Annotated in this window: 16 protein-coding genes and 2 tRNA genes; 5 read left to right on the top strand and 13 right to left on the bottom strand. The window is 66.2% G+C overall.

The genetic code is table 11. The annotated features are described in order from the left end of the window. Window position 1: 1 nt before the first annotated feature. Window positions 2-721 carry a response regulator gene (locus AB8M85_RS15395; protein ID WP_372699718.1) on the bottom strand — a complete coding sequence of 240 codons (720 nt, stop codon included), beginning with the start codon at window positions 719-721 and terminating at the stop codon, window positions 2-4. Between the two features lie 105 nt (window positions 722-826). Beyond that, window positions 827-2,725, bottom strand: a complete 1,899-nt coding sequence (locus tag AB8M85_RS15390; protein WP_372699717.1) for a hypothetical protein — start codon at window positions 2,723-2,725, stop codon at window positions 827-829. A 184-nt stretch (window positions 2,726-2,909) separates the two neighbouring features. Between AB8M85_RS15390 and AB8M85_RS15385 the strand changes: the two genes are divergently transcribed. Next, on the top strand, window positions 2,910-3,266 hold the full coding sequence (locus AB8M85_RS15385) for an SPW repeat protein (protein ID WP_372699716.1): 357 nt from the start codon (window positions 2,910-2,912) through the stop codon (window positions 3,264-3,266). Window positions 3,267-3,417: 151 nt separating this feature from the next. Further along, a complete protein-coding gene (locus tag AB8M85_RS15380) occupies window positions 3,418-4,668 on the top strand; it encodes a hypothetical protein (protein ID WP_372699715.1) in 1,251 nt (416 codons plus the stop codon). Between the two features lie 333 nt (window positions 4,669-5,001). Here the strand turns inward: AB8M85_RS15380 and abc-f are convergent, their stop codons facing one another. From abc-f to AB8M85_RS15340, 8 genes are all read right to left on the bottom strand, one after another. After that, the gene (gene abc-f / locus AB8M85_RS15375) at window positions 5,002-6,648 is read right to left on the bottom strand and encodes a ribosomal protection-like ABC-F family protein (protein WP_372699714.1); all 1,647 of its coding nucleotides are present in this window, start codon (window positions 6,646-6,648) and stop codon (window positions 5,002-5,004) included. Window positions 6,649-6,739: 91 nt separating this feature from the next. Continuing rightward, the gene (locus tag AB8M85_RS15370; RefSeq protein WP_372699713.1) at window positions 6,740-7,195 is read right to left on the bottom strand and encodes a MarR family winged helix-turn-helix transcriptional regulator; all 456 of its coding nucleotides are present in this window, start codon (window positions 7,193-7,195) and stop codon (window positions 6,740-6,742) included. Further along, entirely contained in the window at window positions 7,188-8,333 is a 1,146-nt protein-coding gene (locus tag AB8M85_RS15365; RefSeq protein ID WP_372699712.1) for an LLM class flavin-dependent oxidoreductase, read from the bottom strand. The genes AB8M85_RS15370 and AB8M85_RS15365 overlap by 8 nt, the downstream gene beginning before the upstream one ends. A 257-nt stretch (window positions 8,334-8,590) precedes the next feature. Continuing rightward, window positions 8,591-10,084, bottom strand: a complete 1,494-nt coding sequence (locus AB8M85_RS15360) for a malate:quinone oxidoreductase (RefSeq protein WP_372699711.1) — start codon at window positions 10,082-10,084, stop codon at window positions 8,591-8,593. Between the two features lie 74 nt (window positions 10,085-10,158). Beyond that, window positions 10,159-12,021: an ABC transporter substrate-binding protein gene (locus AB8M85_RS15355; RefSeq protein WP_372699710.1), complete on the bottom strand. Its 1,863-nt coding sequence runs from the start codon at window positions 12,019-12,021 to the stop codon at window positions 10,159-10,161. Between the two features lie 105 nt (window positions 12,022-12,126). Beyond that, window positions 12,127-12,208 (bottom strand) — tRNA-Leu (locus tag AB8M85_RS15350). Window positions 12,209-12,287: 79 nt separating this feature from the next. Further along, window positions 12,288-12,773 carry a thioredoxin-dependent thiol peroxidase gene (gene bcp / locus AB8M85_RS15345; RefSeq protein ID WP_372699709.1) on the bottom strand — a complete coding sequence of 162 codons (486 nt, stop codon included), beginning with the start codon at window positions 12,771-12,773 and terminating at the stop codon, window positions 12,288-12,290. Window positions 12,774-12,841: 68 nt separating this feature from the next. Beyond that, window positions 12,842-12,914, bottom strand: a tRNA-Lys gene (locus AB8M85_RS15340). A gap of 174 nt (window positions 12,915-13,088) precedes the next feature. Between AB8M85_RS15340 and AB8M85_RS15335 the strand changes: the two genes are divergently transcribed. After that, the gene (locus AB8M85_RS15335) at window positions 13,089-14,039 is read left to right on the top strand and encodes a 2-hydroxyacid dehydrogenase (protein ID WP_372699708.1); all 951 of its coding nucleotides are present in this window, start codon (window positions 13,089-13,091) and stop codon (window positions 14,037-14,039) included. Between the two features lie 57 nt (window positions 14,040-14,096). Here the strand turns inward: AB8M85_RS15335 and AB8M85_RS15330 are convergent, their stop codons facing one another. The 3 genes from AB8M85_RS15330 to AB8M85_RS15320 all read right to left on the bottom strand — a co-directional run bounded on the left by AB8M85_RS15330 (window position 14,097) and on the right by AB8M85_RS15320 (window position 16,460). After that, window positions 14,097-15,137, bottom strand: a complete 1,041-nt coding sequence (locus AB8M85_RS15330; protein WP_372699707.1) for a hypothetical protein — start codon at window positions 15,135-15,137, stop codon at window positions 14,097-14,099. A 44-nt stretch (window positions 15,138-15,181) separates the two neighbouring features. Then, the gene (locus AB8M85_RS15325) at window positions 15,182-15,847 is read right to left on the bottom strand and encodes a DUF6318 family protein (RefSeq protein WP_372699706.1); all 666 of its coding nucleotides are present in this window, start codon (window positions 15,845-15,847) and stop codon (window positions 15,182-15,184) included. Window positions 15,848-15,962: 115 nt separating this feature from the next. After that, entirely contained in the window at window positions 15,963-16,460 is a 498-nt protein-coding gene (locus AB8M85_RS15320; protein WP_372699705.1) for a hypothetical protein, read from the bottom strand. A gap of 101 nt (window positions 16,461-16,561) precedes the next feature. Here AB8M85_RS15320 and ilvD point away from each other — a divergent pair, with 101 nt between their 5' ends. Both ilvD and AB8M85_RS15310 read left to right on the top strand, forming a co-directional pair. Beyond that, window positions 16,562-18,265, top strand: a complete 1,704-nt coding sequence (gene ilvD, locus AB8M85_RS15315; RefSeq protein ID WP_372699704.1) for a dihydroxy-acid dehydratase — start codon at window positions 16,562-16,564, stop codon at window positions 18,263-18,265. A 270-nt stretch (window positions 18,266-18,535) separates the two neighbouring features. After that, window positions 18,536-20,416 (top strand): acetolactate synthase large subunit, encoded by a 1,881-nt coding sequence (locus tag AB8M85_RS15310; RefSeq protein WP_372699703.1) that lies wholly within the window; start codon window positions 18,536-18,538, stop codon window positions 20,414-20,416. The last annotated feature ends 1 nt before the right edge of the window (window position 20,417 follow it).

The raw sequence follows: 20,417 nt of genomic DNA, 5'->3' as shown, positions 1-20,417 counted from the left end.
CTCAGGTTCCGCCGTCGTTCCCGGTTCCGGGGCGGGAGATGTAGACGGCTGCCTGGGTGCGGCGTTCGAAGCCGAGCTTGGCCAGCACCGAGGAGACGTAGTTCTTCACGGTCTTCTCGGCCAGGTGCAGCCGCGTGCCGATCTGCCGGTTGCTCAGGCCCTCGCCGAGCAGTGCGAGCACGCGGCGTTCCTGCACCGTCAGCGCCGAGAGCCGCGGGTCGGTGCGTTGCGGGTTTGCCAGGCCGTGCAGGATGCCGGCCTTCAGGCCCGGGGTGAACAGGGATTCGCCGCGGGCCGCCCGACGCAGCGCCTCGAGCAGTTCGGAGCCCTTGATCTGCTTGAGGACGTAGCCCAGCGCGCCGGCCAGGACCGCACCGCGCACGGCGGCCTCGTCGTCGTAGCTGGTGAGGATGAGGCAGTTCAGCGACGGGTCCACCTGGCGCACGTCGCGGCACACCTCGATCCCGGTCCCGTCGGGCAGGCGGGCATCGAGCACTGCGACGTCCGGGCGCAGCGCCGGGATCCGGCGGCGTGCCTCCCGGGCGGTGCCGGAGTCCCCGATGACGTCGAATCCCTCGCCCTCGAGCAGTTCGCGCAGCCCGCGCCGGACCAGTTCGTGGTCGTCGACGATGTACACGCTGATCGGCGCCTCCCGTGCGGCGTCCGCATCACCGGGCCCGGGCGTCGGGGCCTCCTGGGCCGGAGGGCCAATCGTGTTCATGCCCCCAGCATGGACCCGCTCCACCGGACCGGCAAGGGACCTTCGACCCGGTGTCCGGACCAGGGATTGCCGAGGCGCGACCCCGCACGGCGTCGACAGCGTGGACTATGCGGCGAGCCAAGCCAGCAGACCGAATGCGGAGTAGACGTCGCGGATCTCCTGGCGTCTGGCCAGTGTGCCGCGGGAGAGGCGCTCGAGGTACGCGATGTTCAAGGACTCGGCGTACGGCGACATGTCAACTGTGTCCAGGGTCGTCCTCAGGGCCTTCTGGGCAGCTGGAAGAGTCGACACCTGCCAGTAGTTGACGCCGATTCGGTTGGCGACTGTGACGAATTTCTCACGCTGAGCAGCAGTGACGCGTGGCTCGTCGACGTGCAGTCCTGCAAGGCTCTCCGGCAGCAGGTCGATCGCGCTGTGCGGTGCCGAGAAGGCCACCGGCTGGCGTGGATCTGGTGCCGGGGCGAGCTTCCGCTCGCGCGGAAGCCGCCGCATGGAGGCGTAGGCCGATGAGAACCTGTTCTTGTCGAACGGATACGACGTGAGCTTGCCGGCGAGTGAATCCATCAGGTCGAACCCCAGGACGTTGGTTTCCCGGCTTTCCAAGGGAAGCGACCGGGCTAGTTGGTAGGCGGTGACCGAGTACAGGGGGTCCAACCGGGAACCGACCCGACTCCAGAGCATGGAGTTCAGCCCGATGTGGTAGCGGTTTCGGATCTGGGAGTACAGGGCATCGCCCAGGAAATCGTCCGGCGTCCCTCGGGCTGACAACTTGCGCCACTCGACGTCGAGTTGCCGGCCGATGCCTTCGCGGACCAACGGTGTGTGGAGTCTTTCCCGGCCTTCGACCAAGGGGATCATATGGTTCATCAGGTCGCCACCGGTGAAGGTTTGATGGTCGAGGCCCTTGAACCGTGGGCTGTAGAAGGTCCGAAGGACCTCGCCGTACCCTCCGCCCGCGGCTACGACTGAGGTCTCGCGTTCGCGACCCGTCGGTCCGGTCGAGGTCATTCCACCACTGTGGAACACGGGTTCCAGCAGCCGTTCATGCACGTGGGACGTCGGGGCAGCGGAGAGGCCGCCACTCTGGGAGCGTTGCAGACCGAAGACCCCTGACAGGCCGTCCGCGACTTTCCGATCCGTCGTGCCGGGAGGCCCCGAACAGAAGAAGTTGAAGCGATCGGTGCAGTCGGCTTCGACCATGGCCGCGAGCACCAGTCGCGAGTCGAAGCCACCTGTCAAATGAGCCACGCGGAATTCGCTGGGCATCTCGGCGATAGCCGATACCGATTCCAAGACTTCTGTCCGTACGCGCTTCAAGGTGTCAACATACGGGACCTCCTCGGAACGGACCCGCTCGCCCAGATCGTATTCGCACACCCGCGTTCCGGATGCCGTTGCCTTCCAGAATTCAAAGACATCCAAACGTCGTACATCCTGGTAACTGGCCGGTGTCAGCCCGCCGTTGCCGACGATCAGGCGCTCCAGCTGGAAATCCACCGATTTCTGCGGGGAATGACCGGCCAGCTTCGCCGCGCTCACCAGTGAGACGATGTCGCTTGAGATGAAGTCGGTGCCACCAGCCGAGTAGAGGAAGACCAGCGAGCCACCCAACGCATCGGGAAGGCACGCGGCCTCGTTGGCTGCTTCGTCGAGGACGAATAGGCAGGACGGGTTCACCACGTGTTCGGCCCACCAGTTGGCCAAGGCATCGAGGCCGGAGGAAACCAAGGCTGCGGGAATGACGTCTGCGAGCGGGGAATTGCGCGTGAGAACCCGACCTGCACAAATGGCCGTGCCGTCCAGGACGACGTGCCGGGTTCCGAGCGTGATGGTCGGATGGGCGCTGAGCAACGCGAGTGATTCGCCTGCACGGGTCAGGAGGGGCAGGTCGGGGATCCTTCCCCGCAGCATGACAGGAGCCCTGAGACCGGTTGGGGGACCATTCCTGCCGCTGGCTTCCCGATCGGCGATCCCTTCGAGCGAACCTGCGGCTGGAGAAGTCATCCGTTCATGATAGCCCGTCGCTCCTGGCCTGCTGGCGGACGTGCTGGCCGCCAGCGAAGCTCCGGTGCCGCGACGGTGGGACCTTGGACCCTAGTGGTGCCGTGGCCGCTGGGGCACCCTGAAGTCAGGGTCATTCGCGGAGACACCGCGGAAACCCCAGAAGACAAGGAACAGGAGAAGTGCCATGAAGAAATGGACACGTTGGCAGGACTGGGTGACGGTAGCCGCCGGCCTGTATGTTGCCCTCTCCACCAGCTGGACCGAACCGGCGGGGGCGTCGATGTCGTTGATGATCGTCGGCGGCATCCTGCTGATCGTCGCGGGCCTGGTCAACCTGTCGATGCCGGGCATCCCGGCCGTCGAGTGGATCCAGGCGCTGATCGCGCTGCTGGTGATCGCCGCACCGTGGATGGGCAGCTACTACGACACCATGGGCGTGGCGTGGAGCAGCTGGATCCCGGGCATCGTGGCCCTGGTGGTCACGGCGCTGGCCATCAAGCCGAGCACCGAGGAGCGGCGCCACCACATCGTCGCGCACTGACCGGACCGAAAAACAACTGCACGACGCCGGGGCACCCCACTTTCGCAGGTGGTGCGCTCCGGCGTCGAGTTGTGTCCGGGCGGGTAATGGGAAATGAGACACTGAAGGCACCATCACCGGGCTCTTTCGGCCCCCACGACAGGAGCCGCCCATGGACGACGAGATCGAACTGATCAGCGATGGCGACGGGCTCGCCGTGATCGGGGACCCGGCCGCCGTTGACCGTTTCCTGACGTCGGAGGGGTTGCCCTCCAAGGACCTCGGATTGCAACGCCTCAAGCCGGTTCTGCGGACTGCTGCGGGAGCCGCCAACGCTGGCGCGGGAATCGCGGCCGCCTCGGGGCGGTGGGTGAAGCTGACCCAGAAGTCCGCCGAGCAGGTGAAGAAGTACGGGTTGATGAAGGGCTCGCACGCCGGAGTCGGTCGCGCCGTCGTGACGGAGAACGGCAAGATCAAGGGAATCCTCGAAATTGCCAAGGGACCGGGGTCATTCGCGGCCAACCCGGGGCTTCTGACTGGTGCGGCGGGGATCATGGCGCAGCTGGCAATGCAGCAGACCATGGATGAGATCACCGACTACCTCGCCACCATCGACGAGAAGGTCGACAGCATACTGCGGGCGCAGAAGGATGCGGTCCTGGCGGACATGATCGGCGTTGGCTCGGTCATCGACGAAGCCCTGGCCATCCGAGAGCACGTGGGATGGGTCTCCGAGGTCACCTGGTCTAAGGTGCAGGCAACGTCGATGACCGTGCATCAGACCCAGTCCTATGCATTGCGCCAACTCGAGGCGCTGGCGGAGAAGCTGGAACGCAATTCCAAGATGGGAGACCTGGCGAAGGCCACGATGGCAGCAGAGTCGGCGGTCCAGGAATGGCTGGCTGTCTTGGCGCGTTGCTTCCAACTCCAGGACGCGATCACCTTGCTTGAACTGGACCGCGTGCTGCGATCGGCTCCCGAGGAAGTGGAGAGTCATCGCGTTGCACTGCGATCGGCGCGGAGCAAACGGTTGGAGCTAATCGCACGCAGCACCGAGAGACTGCTGACCCGTCTGGATGAGGCAGCCGGGAGGGCAAACGACAGGGTACTGCTGCACCCGACGACGTCCCGATCGGTAGTGGACTCGAGCAATCAGGTCAGGATCGGGGTCCTGGAGTTCCATGGGCACCTTGGCATCGAACAGGACCGGCAGGCGGTGGAAGCCAAAGGCTGGATGGACGCGGCCATGGAAGTGAAGGACAAGGCCTTCGAGGCAGGGGCGGGGGGAATTGAAGCGGCGAGGCAATTGGGCAACGAGGCCTTTGGACGAGCCAAGACCGCGACCGACAAGCTCTCCAACAAAATTGCCGGAAAGACGTTCCGTCGACGCTCCGGAGACGACGAACGAGCGGAAGGCAGCTGACAGGCCGCTGCAGAGCGGGCCAGTTGGTAGAGCCAACTTGACCCGATGATGCCGCGCAGCATTTCTGCTAGCGGCCGTGAAGTGTCAGCGCTTCCTAGGGACGTTTGCGCGAACGTCGGCCGCTTCGGATTCGTCTAGCACCCAACGCTGGTGCTTGGGGTGGTCCGGGTATTTCTTGCGGAGGTAGGCACGGACGATGAGGCCCGGCCGTGCCTCATCGGTATAGCCAAGCTCCCGCGCAAGCTGGACTGGAGTATGTGTATTCATTAGTTCAAGTGTAGAGGTGTCCCGATAGCGCAGTTGTGCTGGGTTGCCACGAAAGCAGGGTCGTGTCTACCGCATGACGTCGACGGCGACCCGGCCGGCCTCGACGGCCCAGCGCTGGTCCAGCCGGACGTTGTCCAGCAGCCGTCGGTCGTGGGTGACCAGCAGCAGCGCGCCGGTGTAGGACTCCAGCGCCTCCTCGAGCTGTTCGATCGCCAGCAGGTCCAGGTGGTTCGTCGGCTCGTCGAGCACCAGCAGGTTCACCCCGCGGGCCTGCAGCAGCGCCAGCGACGCGCGGGTGCGCTCACCGGGGGAGAGGTCGGCGACCCGACTGGCGGTCTGGTCGGCCTTGAGCCCGAACTTGGCCAGCAGGGTCCGCACCTCCCCGGCGGCCATCTCCGGGACGACCGCCTCGAACGCGTCGCCCAGCGGCAGGTCCGGGTCCAGCTGCCCGCGGGCCTGGTCGATCTCGCCGATGGCCACGCTCGCCCCCAGCGAGGCCATCCCCGCATCCGGGGCGGTCCGCCCCAGCAGCAGCCGCAGCAGCGTGGTCTTCCCGGCACCGTTGGGCCCGGTGATGCCGATCCGGTCGCCGGCGTTGACCTGGACCGAGACCGGGCCGAGCGTGAACGATCCCTGCCGCAGCACCGCCTCGTTCAGCGTCGCCACCACCGAGGAGGAGCGCGGCGCCGCACCGATGCTGAACTGCAGCACCCATTCCTTGCGTGGCTCGGCGACCTCGTCCAGCCGGGCGATGCGCGATTCCATCTGCCGGACCTTCTGCGCCTGCTTCTCCGAGGACTCGGTGCTGGCCTTGCGGCGGATCTTGTCGTTGTCCGGGGCCTTGCGCATGGCGTTGCGCACCCCCTGCGAGGACCATTCGCGCTGCGTCCGGGCCCGCGCGACCAGGTCCGCCTTCTTCTCCGTGAACTCGTCGTACGTCTCGCGCGCATGCCGCCGGGCCACCTCGCGTTCGGCCAGGTAGGCGTCGTATCCGCCGTCGTACACCGCGACCTTCTGCTGCGGCAAGTCCAGCTCGACGATGCGGGTCACGCAGCGGGCCAGGAACTCGCGGTCGTGGGAGACCAGCACGACGCCGGTGCGCAGCCCGCGCACGAAGTCCTCCAGCCGCTCGAGCCCGGCCAGGTCCAGGTCGTTCGTCGGCTCGTCGAGCAGGACCAGGTCGAACCGGCTGAGCAGCAGCGCGGCCAGCGCCACGCGGGCGGCCTGCCCGCCGGAGAGCGCGGTCATCTCGGTGGTGGCGTCGAGGCCGAGGCCGAGCTCGGCCAGCGTGGGGCCGATGCGGTCCTCGAGGTCGGCGGCGCCGGAGGCCATCCAGTGCTCGAACGCGTCGGCGTAGGCATCGTCCGCGCCGGCGGCCCCGGAGCCCAGCGCCTCCGCGGTGGCCTCCATGGCGGAGGTCGCCGCGGCACAGCCGGTCCGCCGGGCCAAGTAGGCGGCGATCGTCTCGCCGGGGATGCGCTCGTGCTCCTGAGGCAGCCATCCGATGAACGCACCCTGTGGGGAGGCGGTAACCGTTCCGGCCTGCGGGGTGTCGAGGCCGGCCAGCAGGCGCAGCAGGGTGGACTTGCCGGCCCCGTTGACGCCGACCACCCCGACCACGTCGCCGGGGGCGACGGTGAAATCCAGGCCGGAAAACAGGGTGCGGTGGGCATGGCCTCCGGAGAGGTCCTTGGCCACGAGGTGGGCGCTCATCCTCCCATTCTATGGAGGCAGACGGCGGGCCCCGGACCGTCGATGACGATCAGGGGCACGCACGCCGCCGCGAACCGGGCAGTTGCCTGGCTCAGTTCCGGGACTGCACCGATTCGCTGAGCTTGCGGGTCAGCCGGGTCAGCTCGGCGAACTCCTCGACCTCCAGGCCGGGGCCGATGAGCTCGTGGATGTGGCGGACGTGCTCGCGGCCGATCTCGCGCTGGATCCGGCGTCCTTCGTCGGTGAGCGAGAGCAGCACGGCCCGCTGGTCCTGCGGGTCCCCGCAGCGGCTGATGTAGCCCTTGGCCTCCAGCCGGTCGACCATCCGGCTCAGGCTCGGCTGGCTCAGCAGCACGTTTTCGTTCAGCGTCCCGAGGCGGATGCCCCCGTTCGGGCACTTGCCCAGGGTAACCAACACGTCGTATTCGCGCATGGTCAACCGCTTGAAGGCCGGGTGGCGCTGGAGCCGGCGCATGATGGTGACCTGCGCGCTGAACAGGGCTTCCCAGGCCTGCGTGGTGTCCCTGACGGAGACGGGGCTAGGCATGGGATTCCTCCGGGGTGTCGACGGGGACCGGAACCTCGTTCCGGGCGGTGGCGGACTTGATGCCGGCCCGGTGGGCGGCGACCAGGTTGGCGTGCGTCGGCGGTTCCGGGTGGTCGGACGGCTTGCGCTTGGCGTACTCGGCGCGCAGCTCGGGCAGGACCAGTTCGCCGAACATGTCCAGCTGGTTCAGCACGGTCTTCAGCGGCAGGCCGGCATGGTCGACCAGGAACAGCTGGCGGTGGTAGTCGCCGAAGAACTCCTGGAAGGACAGCGTCTTCTCGATGACCTGCTGCGGACTGCCCACGGTCAGCGGCGTCTGGTCCGTGAAGTCCTCCATCGTCGGTCCGTGACCGTAGACCGGTGCGTTGTCGAAGTACGGGCGGAACTCGTTGACCGCGTCCTGCGAGTTCCTGGCCATGTAGAACTGCCCGCCGAGTCCGACGTAGGCCTGGTCGGCGCGGCCGTGCCCGTAGTGCTCGAAGCGCTGGCGGTAGAGATTGATCAGCTGCTGGTAGTGCTCCTTGGGCCAGAAGATGTTGTTCGCGAAGAACCCATCGCCGTAGTAGGCCGCGATCTCGGCGACCTGCGGGGTGCGGATCGAGCCGTGCCAGACGAAGGGGGCAACGTCGTCGAGCGGGCGCGGGGTGGAGGTGAAGTTCTGCAGCGGGGTGCGGTGCTTGCCCTGCCAGGTCACGGTGTCCTCGTCCCAGAGCCGGCGCAGCAGGTTGTAGTTCTCGATGGTCAGCTCCACCGAGTCCTGCGGGTTCTTGCCGAACCACGGGTAGACCGGGGCCGTGTTCCCGCGGCCGAGCACCAGGTCCGCGCGTCCGTCGGAGACGTGCTGGAGCATGGCGAAGTCCTCGGCGATCTTCACCGGGTCGTTGGTGGTGATCAGCGTGGTCGCCGTCGAGAGCGTGATGTGCTGCGTCTGGGCGGCGATGTAGGCCAGCGTGGTGGTGGGCGAGGAGGAGAAGAACGGCCGGTTGTGGTGCTCGCCGATGGCGAAGACATCCATGCCGATCTCCTCGACCTTCCGCGCGATCGCGATCTCGGCCTTGATGCGCTCGTTCTCGCTCGGGGTGTGCCCGGTGGTGGGGTCGGTGGTGATGTCACTGACCGAAAAGACGCCGATTTCCATGCTGTGCTCCTTCGTGTTCCTGGCTCCCAGTATGCCAGCATTTATATGCTTTTGCATATAAGAGCGCCGGGTGCGGGTGGATCATTCCCGGTCGGGCGGGTGAGGTCGCTCACGGCCGGAGTCGCTCCAGTGGTGCACCCGGGTGGGGCACCGGCGTCGTCCGGGACACGCAGCAGACGAAACGAGGGTGGCCCCGACCAGATCGGCCGGGAACCACCCTCGTTCCTGCGGTCGGCTTTTCCGGGCCGACCAGCGGGCTACTTCAGGTCGAGTGCCTTGTTGGTGGCCTCGGTGACCTCGGCCAGCAGCTCGGGGTTCTCGTTCAGCTTGGTGCCGAAGCTCGGGATGATCTCCGTGAGCTTGGACTCCCAGCCGGCGAAGTCCTGCGGGAAACAGCGGCGCAGGACCTCGATCATGATCGGGGCTGCGGTGGAGGCACCCGGGGAGGCACCGAGCAGGCCGGAGATCGACCCGTCGGCGCTGGTGATGACCTCGGTGCCGAACTGCAGCACGCCGCCGCGCTTCTTGTCCTTCTTGATGACCTGCACGCGCTGGCCGGCGGTGATGAGCTCGAAGTCGGCGCCGTTCGCGTTCGGGTAGTAGTCGCGCATGGCGGCGTTCTTGGCCTCGCGGCTCTTCAGGACCTCGGTGACCAGGTACTTGACCAGGCCGAGGTTGTCCTTGGCGACGGCAAGCATCGGGATGAGGTTGCCGGGGCGGACCGAGGCGACCAGATCCAGGTAGGAGCCGGACTTGAGGAACTTCGGCGAGAAGCCGCCGTAGGGGCCGAACATCAGGGAGCGCTTGCCGTTGACGAAGCGGGTATCCAGGTGCGGGACCGACATGGGCGGGGCACCCACGGACGCCTGGCCGTAGACCTTGGCGTGGTGGCGGGCGATGACGTCCTCGTTCGTGCTGCGCAGGAACTGACCCGAGACCGGGAAGCCGCCGAAGCCCTTGGCCTCCGGGATGCCCGAGGCCTGCAGCAGGTGCAGCGCGCCGCCGCCGGCGCCGACGAAGACGAACTTCGCGTTGACGGTGCGTTTCTCGCCGGTGGCGTTGTTCTTCACCGTGAGCGTCCAGCCGGTGCCGTTGCGGTCGAGGCCGGTGACCTTGTGGCCGAAGTTCAGCTCGACGCCGTCCTCGCCCAGGTTGGTGGTCAGCTGGCGGGTCAGCGAACCGAAGTCGACGTCGGTGCCCCCGACCACGCGGGAGGCGGCCACGTGCTGGTTCGGGTTGCGTCCCTCGGCGACCAGCGGGGCCCAGTCGGCGATGGTCGCCAGGTCCTCGGTGTACTCCATGGTCTCGAACAGCGGCTGGGCGCGCAGCGACTCGAAGCGGGTCTTGAGGTAGTGGGCGTGCTCGTCACCGAGCACGAAGCTCATGTGCGGCAGCGGGTTGATGAAGGAGCTGGGCGTTTGGATGCGGCCCTGGTTCACCTGGTACGAGTAGAACTGGCGGGAGACCTGCCACTGTTCGTTGATGCCCACGGCCTTGGTCGGATCGACCGTGCCGTCGGCGCCCATGGGGGAGTAGTTCAGCTCGCAGAGGGCCGAGTGGCCGGTGCCGGCGTTGTTCCAGGGGTCGGAGGACTCGGTGCCGGCCTGGTCGAGGTTCTCGAACAGGGCGATGCTCCAGCTGGGCTCCAGTTCCTTGAGGAGCGTGCCCAGCGTTGCACTCATGACCCCACCGCCGATCAATGCGATATCGACGTTCGTTGCGGGGGTTGGGCTGGGCACAGGATTCTCCATCCGACGACTCTGGTGGCTTAAGCCAAGGTTAGCGCGGCCGGTTCACCGCCAAGAAATCAGCGGGCCCTGGAGGGTCATTCCGTGGCGAGGCTCACGCGATCAAACGTCTCGTCGAGCGTGGGACTGGTCGGGTAGCGCAACACGGACTCGTTGGCCGCGACCGCGGAGATCGGGTAGGCCAGCGGCAGCGCCGGGATGTCCTGGGCCAGCTGCTCGCCGATCTCCTGGTAGGCGGTAGCCCGTGCGTCCCCGTTGGGCATCGAGCGGGCCGCGACGATCTTGGCCCGCAGGGCCGGGGCCTCGTAGTTGAACTCGTCCGAGGTGGTGCCGAACAGGGTGCCGATGAAGTTGTCCGGATCCCGGTAGCCGCCGTTCCAGCCCAGCAGGTGGAAGCCCGGCAGCTTGCCGCGGGTGACCGAATCCAGGTAGCCCTCTTCCCAGTCGATCGGGTGCGGTTCGATGGTGAATCCGACGGCGGTGAGCTGGGCACTGAGGGTGGCATAGATCCGCTCGGGCAACGGCAGGTAGGCCCGCGTGACGTTCAGCGGATACGAGAACGGGATGGCCTCGCCGTCGTACGTCGACTGCTTCAGCAATGTCTTGGCCTTGCCCGGGTCGAATCCGAAGTAGGTGCTCCCGTCGGGTACCCCGAGGCTCGGCGGCACGAAGCTGCGCGCCTCCTTGGTGCCGGCGATGAAGTACTTGTCGATCAGCTCCTGGCGGTCCACGGCGTGGGCCATGGCCTGGCGGATCTTGTCCTCCTTGAGCAGGGGGTTGGCCCGGTTGACCCCGAGGTAGAGGATCGAAAAGGGGTCGCGTTGCAGGACCTGCTGGCCTTGGCGGACGAGCTCGCGCAGTTCCTCGACGGTGACCATGTCGTAGGCGGCCACGTGGCCCCTGCGCAGGGCCAGCAGGCGTGAGGAGGGATCGCGCACCACCGTGAACGTTGCCTTGCCGACCTGGGTGCGGTGGCGCCAGTGGTCGGGCGCGGCCACCAGGGATGTGGTGTCGCCGTCGCCTGAACTGTAGGTGTAGGGGCCGGTGCCCACGGGGTGGCGGCCGAACTCGGTGACGAGGCGCCCGGCCTTATCGCGCGTGGCCTTGTTCGCGTGGTGCTTGCGCAGGGCCGAGGGGGAGGCGATCCCGAAGCCGGCCAGCGTCAGTGCCTCGATCAGCCCGGTGACCGGCTTCTTCAGCGTGAGCACGAAGGTCCGGCTGTCGGCGGCTCGGCAAGTGTCGTAGTAGCTGGCGGTGACGGTCTCGACCTTCTCGGGTGAGGCGGCGTCGTCCCCGGCGTCCGTCGTCGTGCCCTTGGCGGTGCCCGGTGCGCCGGCCTTCGTCTCGGTCGCCGACTTGCTGTCCGGCGGGACGTCGGTGTCCTGGGCGGGCTGGACCTCGTGGTGGTGGAAGACCGATTCGAAGGCCTGTCCCTGTTGTCCGCCCAAGTCGGCGGGCAGTTCGGCCCAGCGCCTGAAGTTGTAGACCACGGCCTGCGCGTTGAATTCGGTGCCGTCGTGGAAGGTCACGCCCTCACGCAGGGTGAAGGTGTAGGTGAGACCGTCGTCGCTGACCTTCCAGGCGGTGGCCAATCCGGGGGTAGCCGCCCCGGTGTTGGGGTCGACCCCAACCAGCGACTCGAAGATCTGCCGGGTGATGCGGAACGATTCGTTGTCGCTGGCCAACGCCGGGTCCAGGGTGGCCGGGGAGGCCGGGGTGCCGAAGGCGAATTCGAGGTCCTTCTCGATCGTGGCCGTCGGCGAGGCACTGGTCGGGACATCCTCCGGGGTGGTGGCCTTCGTGCACCCGGCGAGTCCTGCCGCGGCGAGCGTTCCCAGGCCCAAGACCGTTCGGCGTGAGGGACGCGGGGAGCGGGCGGCGCCCCGGCGGTTCGTCGTGCCCCGTCCGGGGCGGTCGCCGGGACGGTCGGTGGACTCCACGCTTGCTTGCTCCTTGCCTGTGGGCTTCCGCCGGATCCTGTGGGGTCGGCCCTGGTCGTGGGACGCGCAGACAGGTGTGCAGCGTCTGCGGGTCCCATCACATCGTGCGAGCGGGGGGACTTGAACCCCCACGTCCGAAGACACTGGAACCTAAATCCAGCGCGTCTACCAATTCCGCCACGCTCGCTCGCGCCTGCCGCGCACGGAAGGCCTCACCCAGTGTACCGGAACGGGGTGCACGGCCCGCGGAACCGGACCGGCGTCTTTCAGGCGGCGTCGAGGCCCAGATCGCGGCGCAATTTGGCAACGTGGCCGGTGGCGCGGACGTTGTACTGGGCCAGCTGAACTGTGCCGTCCTCGCCGACGACGATCGTCGAGCGGATCAGCCCTTCATAGGTGCGCCCGTAGTTCTTCTTCTCGCCCCAGGCACCGTAGGCGGCGGCGACGGAGTGGTCCTCGTCGGCCAGGAGCGGGAAGGTCAACGTCTCCTTCTCGGTGAACTTGGCCAGCTTGGCGGGGGAGTCCGGCGAGAGGCCGAGCACCTGGTATCCGGCGGCGGCGAGCGAACCGAGCGAATCGCGGAAGTCGCAGGCCTGCTTGGTGCAGCCGGGCGTCATGGCCGCCGGGTAGAAGTAGACGACGACCTTGCGGCCGGCATAGTCGGAGAGCGAGACGCTGCTGCCGTCGGCGGCGGTCAACGTGAAGGCGGGTGCGGTATCGCCGACGGCGAGGCGCTGGGCAGTGCTGGTCATGGCTTCCTCCAGGGTGTCCGGATATACAGAAGGAGGCCAGCCTCACGGCCGGCCTCCTTCTTCTGGGGTGCACCCCCCGGGACTTGAACCCGGAACCTACTGATTAAGAGTCAGTTGCTCTGCCAATTGAGCTAGAGGTGCATTGTTGTTTCCGTTCGTTCCCTTGTCGGGACCGTGCTTTGCAACGACATGAAACATTACCAGCAGTTTTCCGACCGCGCAAAACCGGATTCGAGAATGGGATTGATGTCACAACGGTGTCGTTTTGCGCGCCCGATTCTGCGCCTGACCGGGGCCAAAACCTAAGCTGTTGCCATGGAACCCATCACCGCCTTCACCGTCCCGGACCAGACCCTGCTCGATGCCTGCTCGCCCCTGCCCGAGGGCGTGCGGTGCGGCATCTGGAACCTGGAAGGCGACCCGCAGGGGATCGGCCTGGATGAGATCGAGGCGGTCGTGTTGCCGTACGCCATGCATTCGCAGCAGCTGCTGCCCGCTGTGCGCCGGGCGCCGAATCTCCGCCTGGTGCACACCCAGTCCACCGGGTACGACGGCGTACGCGAACGTGTGGGGGATGACATCGCCATTGCCTCGGCGCATGGCGTGCACGCCGCGGCGACCGCCGAACTCGCCGTCGGGCTCGCGCTGGGGGCCCTGCGCGGGATGGGGCAGGCTGCGCAGAACCAGTTGACCGGCACCTGGGATTCGAAGCGCTGGCCGGGGTTGGCCGACCGCCGGGTCGGACTGCTGGGGGTCGGCGGCATCGGCGAGGAGATCCGTCGCCGGCTGGAGCCGTTCGAGATCGACCTGGTGCGCATCGGCACCCGTGCCCGGACCGATGAGCACGGACAGGTGCATGGGCTGGATGAGCTCATGGACTTGGCGCCGACGCTCGAAGTGGTCATCGCCATCGTTCCGCTGAACGATTCGACACGCCACATCATCGGCAAGGAGTTCCTGGCCGCCCTCCCGGACGGAGCCGTCGTCGTCAACGTCGCCCGCGGTGCTGTGGTCGATACCGAGGCCCTGACGGCCGAGGTCGAGACGGGGCGGCTGTTCTGCGCCCTGGACGTCACGGACCCGGAGCCGCTGCCCAGCGACCACCCGTTGTGGAAGCTGCCCAACGCCCTGATCACCCCACATGTTGGCGGCAATACCGGGGCCTTCCCGCCGCGCATCGCCAAGCTCATCCGCGAGCAGTTCGCGGCCATGGCAGCGGGGGAGAAGCCCACGAACCTGGTCCACGAAGGTGAGAGGCTCCTGTAGCCAGCCGGCCACCACGGGAGAGCGGGCGACTCCGACTTGTAGAGCGCGTCAGGACGCCTATTTAGCGGACGAGTCTTCCTTCAGGAAGGGCGAGTCGCAGGCCGGCCCGTTGGGGTCCTCTGAACACGTCTGGTCGACGAGGAGCTTCTTGGTCCTCCAGACGCTCATTGGCATCGGGTCGCTGGGGACATTCGCCGTGCCCGGGATCGGCGTCCATGGGCCGTTGCTGACTGAAAATTCCCCTCTATATGCGGTGCTCAATTCGATTTCGTAGTCACCCGTCTCCTTATAGACGTGACTCGTTTCCGTCGGCTCATCAAAAGTATGGCCTGGCATGGCCTTGCCCGATTTCTGGGTCCGCCGGCTCTTTCCGTCGCCGTATTCCCAAAAATATGAGGTTGGAATGGCGCGAACACGAACGGGTTGCTCGAAAATTTCGACGTTGAAAGTTTGGGGATTCGGAATGGCGTACATGTGTGTGTGCCCGTTTCGGAGCGAAAAGCTCTTCGGCTGGCTGATCACCTTTGATGCGAGAATCGGAAAACTCTGAAATCTGTCCGGAGTGACTTCAACTACACGCTGCTTCTGGACTGCGGCCCTGATCTCGTCGATTTCGCCTTCTGCACCGGAAGGCAATGCCGGTTCAGGTTCACGTGTGCAGTATGAATCTTGAGCAACTACACGACCAGCAGCCGTGGTGATCGTTCGGGTGATCAGAGGATCTCCATCTGGGCAGGCTTCTTCGTCAAAGGTGATGCAACTACCGCCGCCTACCCCCACTATGTCGCACATTGTCTCGTATCGGACCTTGTATACCGGCCCCGCTTTCTTTGCTGTCCCCTGCCTCGGTGGAGAGGCTTCTTTCGTGGCGTCTTCTTCGTCGGTATGCGTTCCAGCGTCGGCATTCGTCTGCGCTTCAGCGGGGGTGGCCGGCGAATCAACAACCTTGGAATCGCCGTCGGCTTTTGAATAGATCTCGTCTTGTTGGTTGATTCCGGATCCTTCACCGGGGCCAGGCTTTTCGGCTAAGGCACCTGTCGGGGAAAACAGAAAGGTGAAAAACACGAACGACGAGAGCAGGACTGCGGTTGCTCTCATGCCCAGTCGACAAGATGGCTTCTCTTCAACTCGCATTTTTCCAGCTACGATTCGACGATATTGATGGACTGAACTTTCCAGCCGTTGTCCCAATTCAGTGCGAAGGTCCCAAAGATTGGACTTTTCGTTTTTGCGTAGATTGTTTCTACTTCGCCGCCTGCGTTGTACACGTAGCGCTTATCTTGATCGTATTTGAACGAGACAAGCGCGCCGCCTCGGTCGGGAAATTTTGCCGCCGTGATCGTCGGGTGGTACTCGCCGCCGGCGTTCCAGGCATGATTCTTCTTGTTGCGATCGGACGGACCGATTACATCGTGCTGACACACCTCACAAGATTTCTCGGAATACTTCTTGATTGGCTTCGTATCATTGGTGGTCGACGTGAACTCGATTAATGAGAAATAGAAGTCTGAGAAGGCGGCAGCGCCTTCCAAGGTCTTCTTCTTGGCTTCTGCCGGCATCTTTGGAACGGGCCAATTCTTTGCAGGGCCCTTCGAGCTCGCCGCGATCGGTGTCGGCGACGCGCTCTTCGAGGTTTGCGCTGCGGCCTTGGTGCTGCTGCCGCTGGCACTGGGGGATTCCGCCTGCGCCGACGACCCCGACGGGCTTTCGTCGCTTCCGTTCGAAGGGGAACATGCACTCAGGGCGAGGGCTACGGCCGCCGCGATGGCCAGATTGCTGCGGGTCCTGCGAGTGATCGTGACCGGCATGAGGCCTCCGGGTTCGACAGTGAATTGCGGGCGTTGAAACACCCTAACCCGAAAATCAACCCGGTTGAATAGTTATCCACAGCCGGATTGCGAACCTGACCGCAGTGGCGAACTTCTATTCCGCGGCGGTCGCTTCCGGTTCGCCGAATCCGTCCAGGAGAGTCAAGAACTCGTCGAAAAACGCGCAGAAGTCGGCAGCGTCGTCGTGCTGGTTGAGACGGATGCGTTCCTCGGGGTGGCTCGTGGCCGACGGGGGAGCGTCGATGGTGGTTTCGGGCGCCACCTCGAACCGGAAGACGCGCCCCATGGTGGTTCCCACCTCGTGGCCACCGCCGCGGTCCTCGGCCAGGTGGCCGAGGTTCGTGAGGTTGATGGAGGTCGCGGGTTCCAGCGCGGCGAGTGTGCCGGCATGCAGCGGGGCAACGATCAGTTCCATGGGCACGCGGCGGTAGCCCACGACGTACTTGCCGCCCTCGCCGGCCCGACCGGTCGCGTACACGAGGTTGTAGCTGCCGAAGTTGGGGATCTGCTCGTCGAAGGCGCGGTGGAGGTGGGCCTTGAGGATGGAATCTTCCCCGCCGGGCACGCTGCTGCCGCTGTCTGCTCTCCCCATGGGCTCCAGTCTACGGGGAGGGCACCGATAGTTCGCGACAAATGTTTCACATCGAGGTCACGGGTTCGTTGCGTTCGGCACGTGGTTCTAGACTCTCGTCTATGAGCCAGGACAGCACCATTGACATCAAGCCACGCAGCCGCGCCGTCACCGACGGCATCCACGCGGCCCCAGCCCGCGGCATGTTCCGCGCGGTCGGCATGGGGGACGAGGACTTCGCCAAGCCGCAGATCGGCGTGGCCAGCTCGTGGAACGAAATCACCCCCTGCAACCTTTCCCTGAACCGCCTGGCGCAGGCCTCCAAGGAGGGCGTGCACGCCGGAGGCGGGTTCCCCATGCAGTTCGGCACGATCTCCGTCTCCGACGGCATCTCCATGGGCCACGAGGGCATGCACTTCTCCCTGGTCTCCCGCGAGGTCATCGCCGACTCGGTCGAGACCGTCATGATGGCCGAGCGCATCGACGGCTCCGTCCTGCTGGCCGGCTGCGACAAGTCGCTGCCGGGCATGCTGATGGCCGCAGCCCGCCTGGACCTGGCCAGCGTCTTCGTCTACGCCGGCTCGATCATGCCCGGCGTGGCCAAGCTCGAGGACGGCACGGAGAAGGAAGTCACCCTGATCGACGCCTTCGAGGCCGTTGGTGCCTGCGCCGCCGGCAAGATGAGCGAGAAGGACCTGGACACCATCGAGCGGGCCATCTGCCCGGGCGAAGGCGCCTGTGGCGGCATGTACACCGCCAACACGATGGCCTGCATCGGCGAGGCCCTGGGCATGTCCCTGCCCGGCTCGGCCGCCCCACCCTCGGCCGACCGCCGCCGCGACATGTATGCCCGCCAGTCCGGCGAGGCCGTGGTGAACATGCTGCGCAAGGGCATCACCGCCCGCGACATCATGACCCGAAAGGCCTTCGAGAACGCCATCGCCGTGACGATGGCCTTCGGTGGTTCCACCAACGCCGTGCTCCACCTGCTGGCCATCGCCCGCGAGGCAAACGTCGACCTCAAGCTCGAGGACTTCAACCGCATTGGCGACAAGATCCCGCACCTGGGCGACCTGAAGCCCTTCGGCGACTACGTCATGTACGACGTCGACAAGATCGGTGGCGTCCCCGTGGTCATGAAGGCACTGCTCGACGCCGGCCTCATCCACGGCGACTGCCTCACCGTCACCGGCAACACCGTGGCGGAGAACCTGGCCGACATCAACCCGCCGGCACTGGATGGCAAGGTCGTCCGCCAGCTGGACAACCCGATCCACGCCACCGGCGGCATCACCGTGCTCACCGGTTCGCTGGCACCCGAGGGCGCCGTCGTGAAGAGCGCCGGCTTCGACGCCGACGTCTTCGAGGGCAGCGCACGTGTTTTCGAACGCGAACAGGGCGCCCTGGATGCACTGGACAACGGCGAGATCAAGGCCGGGGACGTCGTCGTCATCCGCTATGAGGGCCCCAAGGGCGGCCCGGGCATGCGCGAGATGCTCGCCATCACCGGTGCCATCAAGGGCGCCGGGCTGGGCAAGGACGTCCTGCTGCTCACCGACGGCCGCTTCTCCGGTGGCACCACCGGCCTGTGCATCGGCCACGTCGCCCCCGAGGCGGTCGACGGCGGCCCCATCGCCTTCGTCAAGGACGGCGACCGGATCCGCGTGGACATCGCTGCCCGCTCCTTCGATCTGCTGGTCGACGAGGCCGAGCTGGCCACCCGCCGCGAGGGCTGGGCGCCGCTGCCGGCGAAGTTCACCACCGGCGTGCTGGGCAAGTACGCCAAGCTCGTCAACTCGGCGAGCACCGGAGCCTACTGTGGCTAGCTGAAGCCATGGCGCGGCGTCCGATGGAGGGATGAATGTCCAGAAATCGGACGCCGTGTCCATATAATGAGATGGCCAATGGGTTCCGTTGACAGTCCCCGCACCGCCGGGGAAACTGAATGCATGCAGATCCGAACCGATGTCCTACTAGTTACCAAGCGCGGAGCCTAGCCCTCGTTTGTAGGACACGGTGACGCGCGAACCCCACTGAAGCCACATGGCCAGCGGGGTATTTTTATGCGCAGAACTAGAGAAGAGAAGGAAAATCCGATGAGTAACGGAACACCCATCAGCCCGTCGCTGGTGGCCCAGGCCGCCGGCCGTGCCAAGGATCATGCTCCTGTCTCTTCCACCGTGGATGCCTCGAACCCCGTCCAGGGTCCGAACAACACCGTGGCACCCACTGGGATGACCGGCTCACAAGCCATCGTCCGCTCACTGGAAGAACTGGGCGTCAAAGACGTCTTCGGGTTGCCGGGAGGGGCTATCCTGCCCACCTACGACCCACTGATGGACTCGACCAAGATCAACCACGTCCTGGTCCGCCACGAACAGGGGTCCGGCCACGCCGCCCAGGGCTACGCCATGGTCACCGGAGAGGTCGGAGTATGCATCGCCACCTCGGGCCCCGGTGCCACCAACCTCGTCACCGCCATCGCCGACGCCCACATGGACTCGGTGCCGCTGGTGGCCATCACCGGCCAGGTCCACTCGGCGTTCATCGGCACGGACGCCTTCCAGGAAGCGGACATCGTCGGCATCACCATGCCGATCACCAAGCACTCCTTCCTGGTCACCGACCCGGACGACATCCCGCGCGTGATGGCCGAGGCCTTCCACATCGCCAGCACCGGCAGGCCCGGCCCCGTCCTGGTGGACATCACCAAGGACGCTCAGCAGGGCAAGATGGCGTTCTCCTGGCCGCCGAAGATCGACCTGCCCGGCTACCGCACCGTGATGCGCGGCCACGCCAAGCAGGTCCGCGAGGCGGCCAAGCTCATCGCCACCGCCCAGCGCCCCGTCTTCTACGTCGGCGGCGGCGTCATCAAGGGCCACGCCTCGGCCGAGCTCATGGAACTGGCGGAACTGGTCGGCGCGCCCGTCACCACCACGTTGCAGGCCCGCGGCGCGTTCCCGGACTCGCACGAGCAGCACGTCGGGATGCCCGGCATGCACGGTGCCGTCTCCGCGGTCACCGCGCTGCAGCAGTCCGACCTGCTGATCACCCTCGGGGCCCGCTTCGATGACCGCGTCACGGGCGTGCTCTCCACCTTCGCCCCGAACGCGAAAGTCATCCACGCCGACATCGACCCGGCCGAGATCTCCAAGAACCGCACCGCGGACGTCCCGATCGTCGGCTCGGTCAAGGAGATCCTGCCGGAGCTCACCGAGGCCTGCAGGACCCGCTTCACCGAGGACGGCCGCCCTGACCTGAAGCCCTGGTGGTCCACCCTGAACCGGCTGCGCGAGACCTACCCAATCGGCTTCACCGAAACCGAGGACGGGCTCACCGCCCCGCAGCGCGTCATCGAACGCATCGGGGCGCTGACCGGGCCCGAGGGCGTCTACGTCGCCGGCGTCGGGCAGCACCAGATGTGGGCGGCACAGTTCGTGAAGTACGAACGTCCCCACCAGTGGCTGAACTCCGGCGGCCTGGGCACCATGGGCTACTCCGTCCCGGCGGCCATGGGCGCGAAGGTCGGCAACCCCGACCGCGTCGTCTGGGCCATCGACGGCGACGGCTGCTTCCAGATGACCAACCAGGAACTGGCGACCTGCGTGATCAACAACATCCCGATCAAGGTCGCGGTCATCAACAACTCCTCGCTGGGCATGGTCCGCCAATGGCAGACCCTGTTCTACGACTCCCGCTACTCCAACACCGACCTGAACACCGGCCACGGAACCGCGCGGGTGCCGGACTTCGTCAAGCTCGCCGACGCCTACGGCTGCGTCGGACTGCGCTGCGAACGCGACGAGGACATCGACGCCACCATCCAGAAGGCACTCGAAATCAACGACCGCCCGGTCGTGATCGACTTCGTCGTCAGCCGCGACGCCATGGTGTGGCCGATGGTCCCCTCCGGCGTGAGCAACGACGCCATCCAGATCGCCCGCGGCATGACCCCCGAATGGGAAGAGGAGGACTAGG

This window comes from Arthrobacter sp. JSM 101049 (assembly GCF_041679245.1).
Taxonomy (GTDB): Bacteria; Actinomycetota; Actinomycetes; order Actinomycetales; family Micrococcaceae; genus Arthrobacter_H.
This window is presented reverse-complemented; position numbering and strand designations above follow the sequence as displayed.

Excerpts from the sequence above, each read along its gene's own strand:
- AB8M85_RS15365 (WP_372699712.1), bottom strand. The coding sequence starts at position 8,333 with ATGGAAATCGGCGTCTTTTCGGTCAGTGACATCACCACCGACCCCACC.
- ilvD (WP_372699704.1), top strand. The coding sequence starts at position 16,562 with ATGAGCCAGGACAGCACCATTGACATCAAGCCACGCAGCCGCGCCGTC.
- abc-f (WP_372699714.1), bottom strand. The coding sequence starts at position 6,648 with ATGAGCGCCCACCTCGTGGCCAAGGACCTCTCCGGAGGCCATGCCCAC.
- AB8M85_RS15335 (WP_372699708.1), top strand. The coding sequence starts at position 13,089 with ATGGAACCCATCACCGCCTTCACCGTCCCGGACCAGACCCTGCTCGAT.
- AB8M85_RS15325 (WP_372699706.1), bottom strand. The coding sequence starts at position 15,847 with ATGCCGGTCACGATCACTCGCAGGACCCGCAGCAATCTGGCCATCGCG.
- AB8M85_RS15385 (WP_372699716.1), top strand. The coding sequence starts at position 2,910 with ATGAAGAAATGGACACGTTGGCAGGACTGGGTGACGGTAGCCGCCGGC.
- AB8M85_RS15310 (WP_372699703.1), top strand. The coding sequence starts at position 18,536 with ATGAGTAACGGAACACCCATCAGCCCGTCGCTGGTGGCCCAGGCCGCC.
- AB8M85_RS15395 (WP_372699718.1), bottom strand. The coding sequence starts at position 721 with ATGAACACGATTGGCCCTCCGGCCCAGGAGGCCCCGACGCCCGGGCCC.
- AB8M85_RS15380 (WP_372699715.1), top strand. The coding sequence starts at position 3,418 with ATGGACGACGAGATCGAACTGATCAGCGATGGCGACGGGCTCGCCGTG.
- AB8M85_RS15390 (WP_372699717.1), bottom strand. The coding sequence starts at position 2,725 with ATGACTTCTCCAGCCGCAGGTTCGCTCGAAGGGATCGCCGATCGGGAA.
- AB8M85_RS15330 (WP_372699707.1), bottom strand. The coding sequence starts at position 15,137 with ATGAGAGCAACCGCAGTCCTGCTCTCGTCGTTCGTGTTTTTCACCTTT.
- AB8M85_RS15370 (WP_372699713.1), bottom strand. The coding sequence starts at position 7,195 with ATGCCTAGCCCCGTCTCCGTCAGGGACACCACGCAGGCCTGGGAAGCC.
- bcp (WP_372699709.1), bottom strand. The coding sequence starts at position 12,773 with ATGACCAGCACTGCCCAGCGCCTCGCCGTCGGCGATACCGCACCCGCC.
- AB8M85_RS15360 (WP_372699711.1), bottom strand. The coding sequence starts at position 10,084 with ATGGAGAATCCTGTGCCCAGCCCAACCCCCGCAACGAACGTCGATATC.
- AB8M85_RS15320 (WP_372699705.1), bottom strand. The coding sequence starts at position 16,460 with ATGGGGAGAGCAGACAGCGGCAGCAGCGTGCCCGGCGGGGAAGATTCC.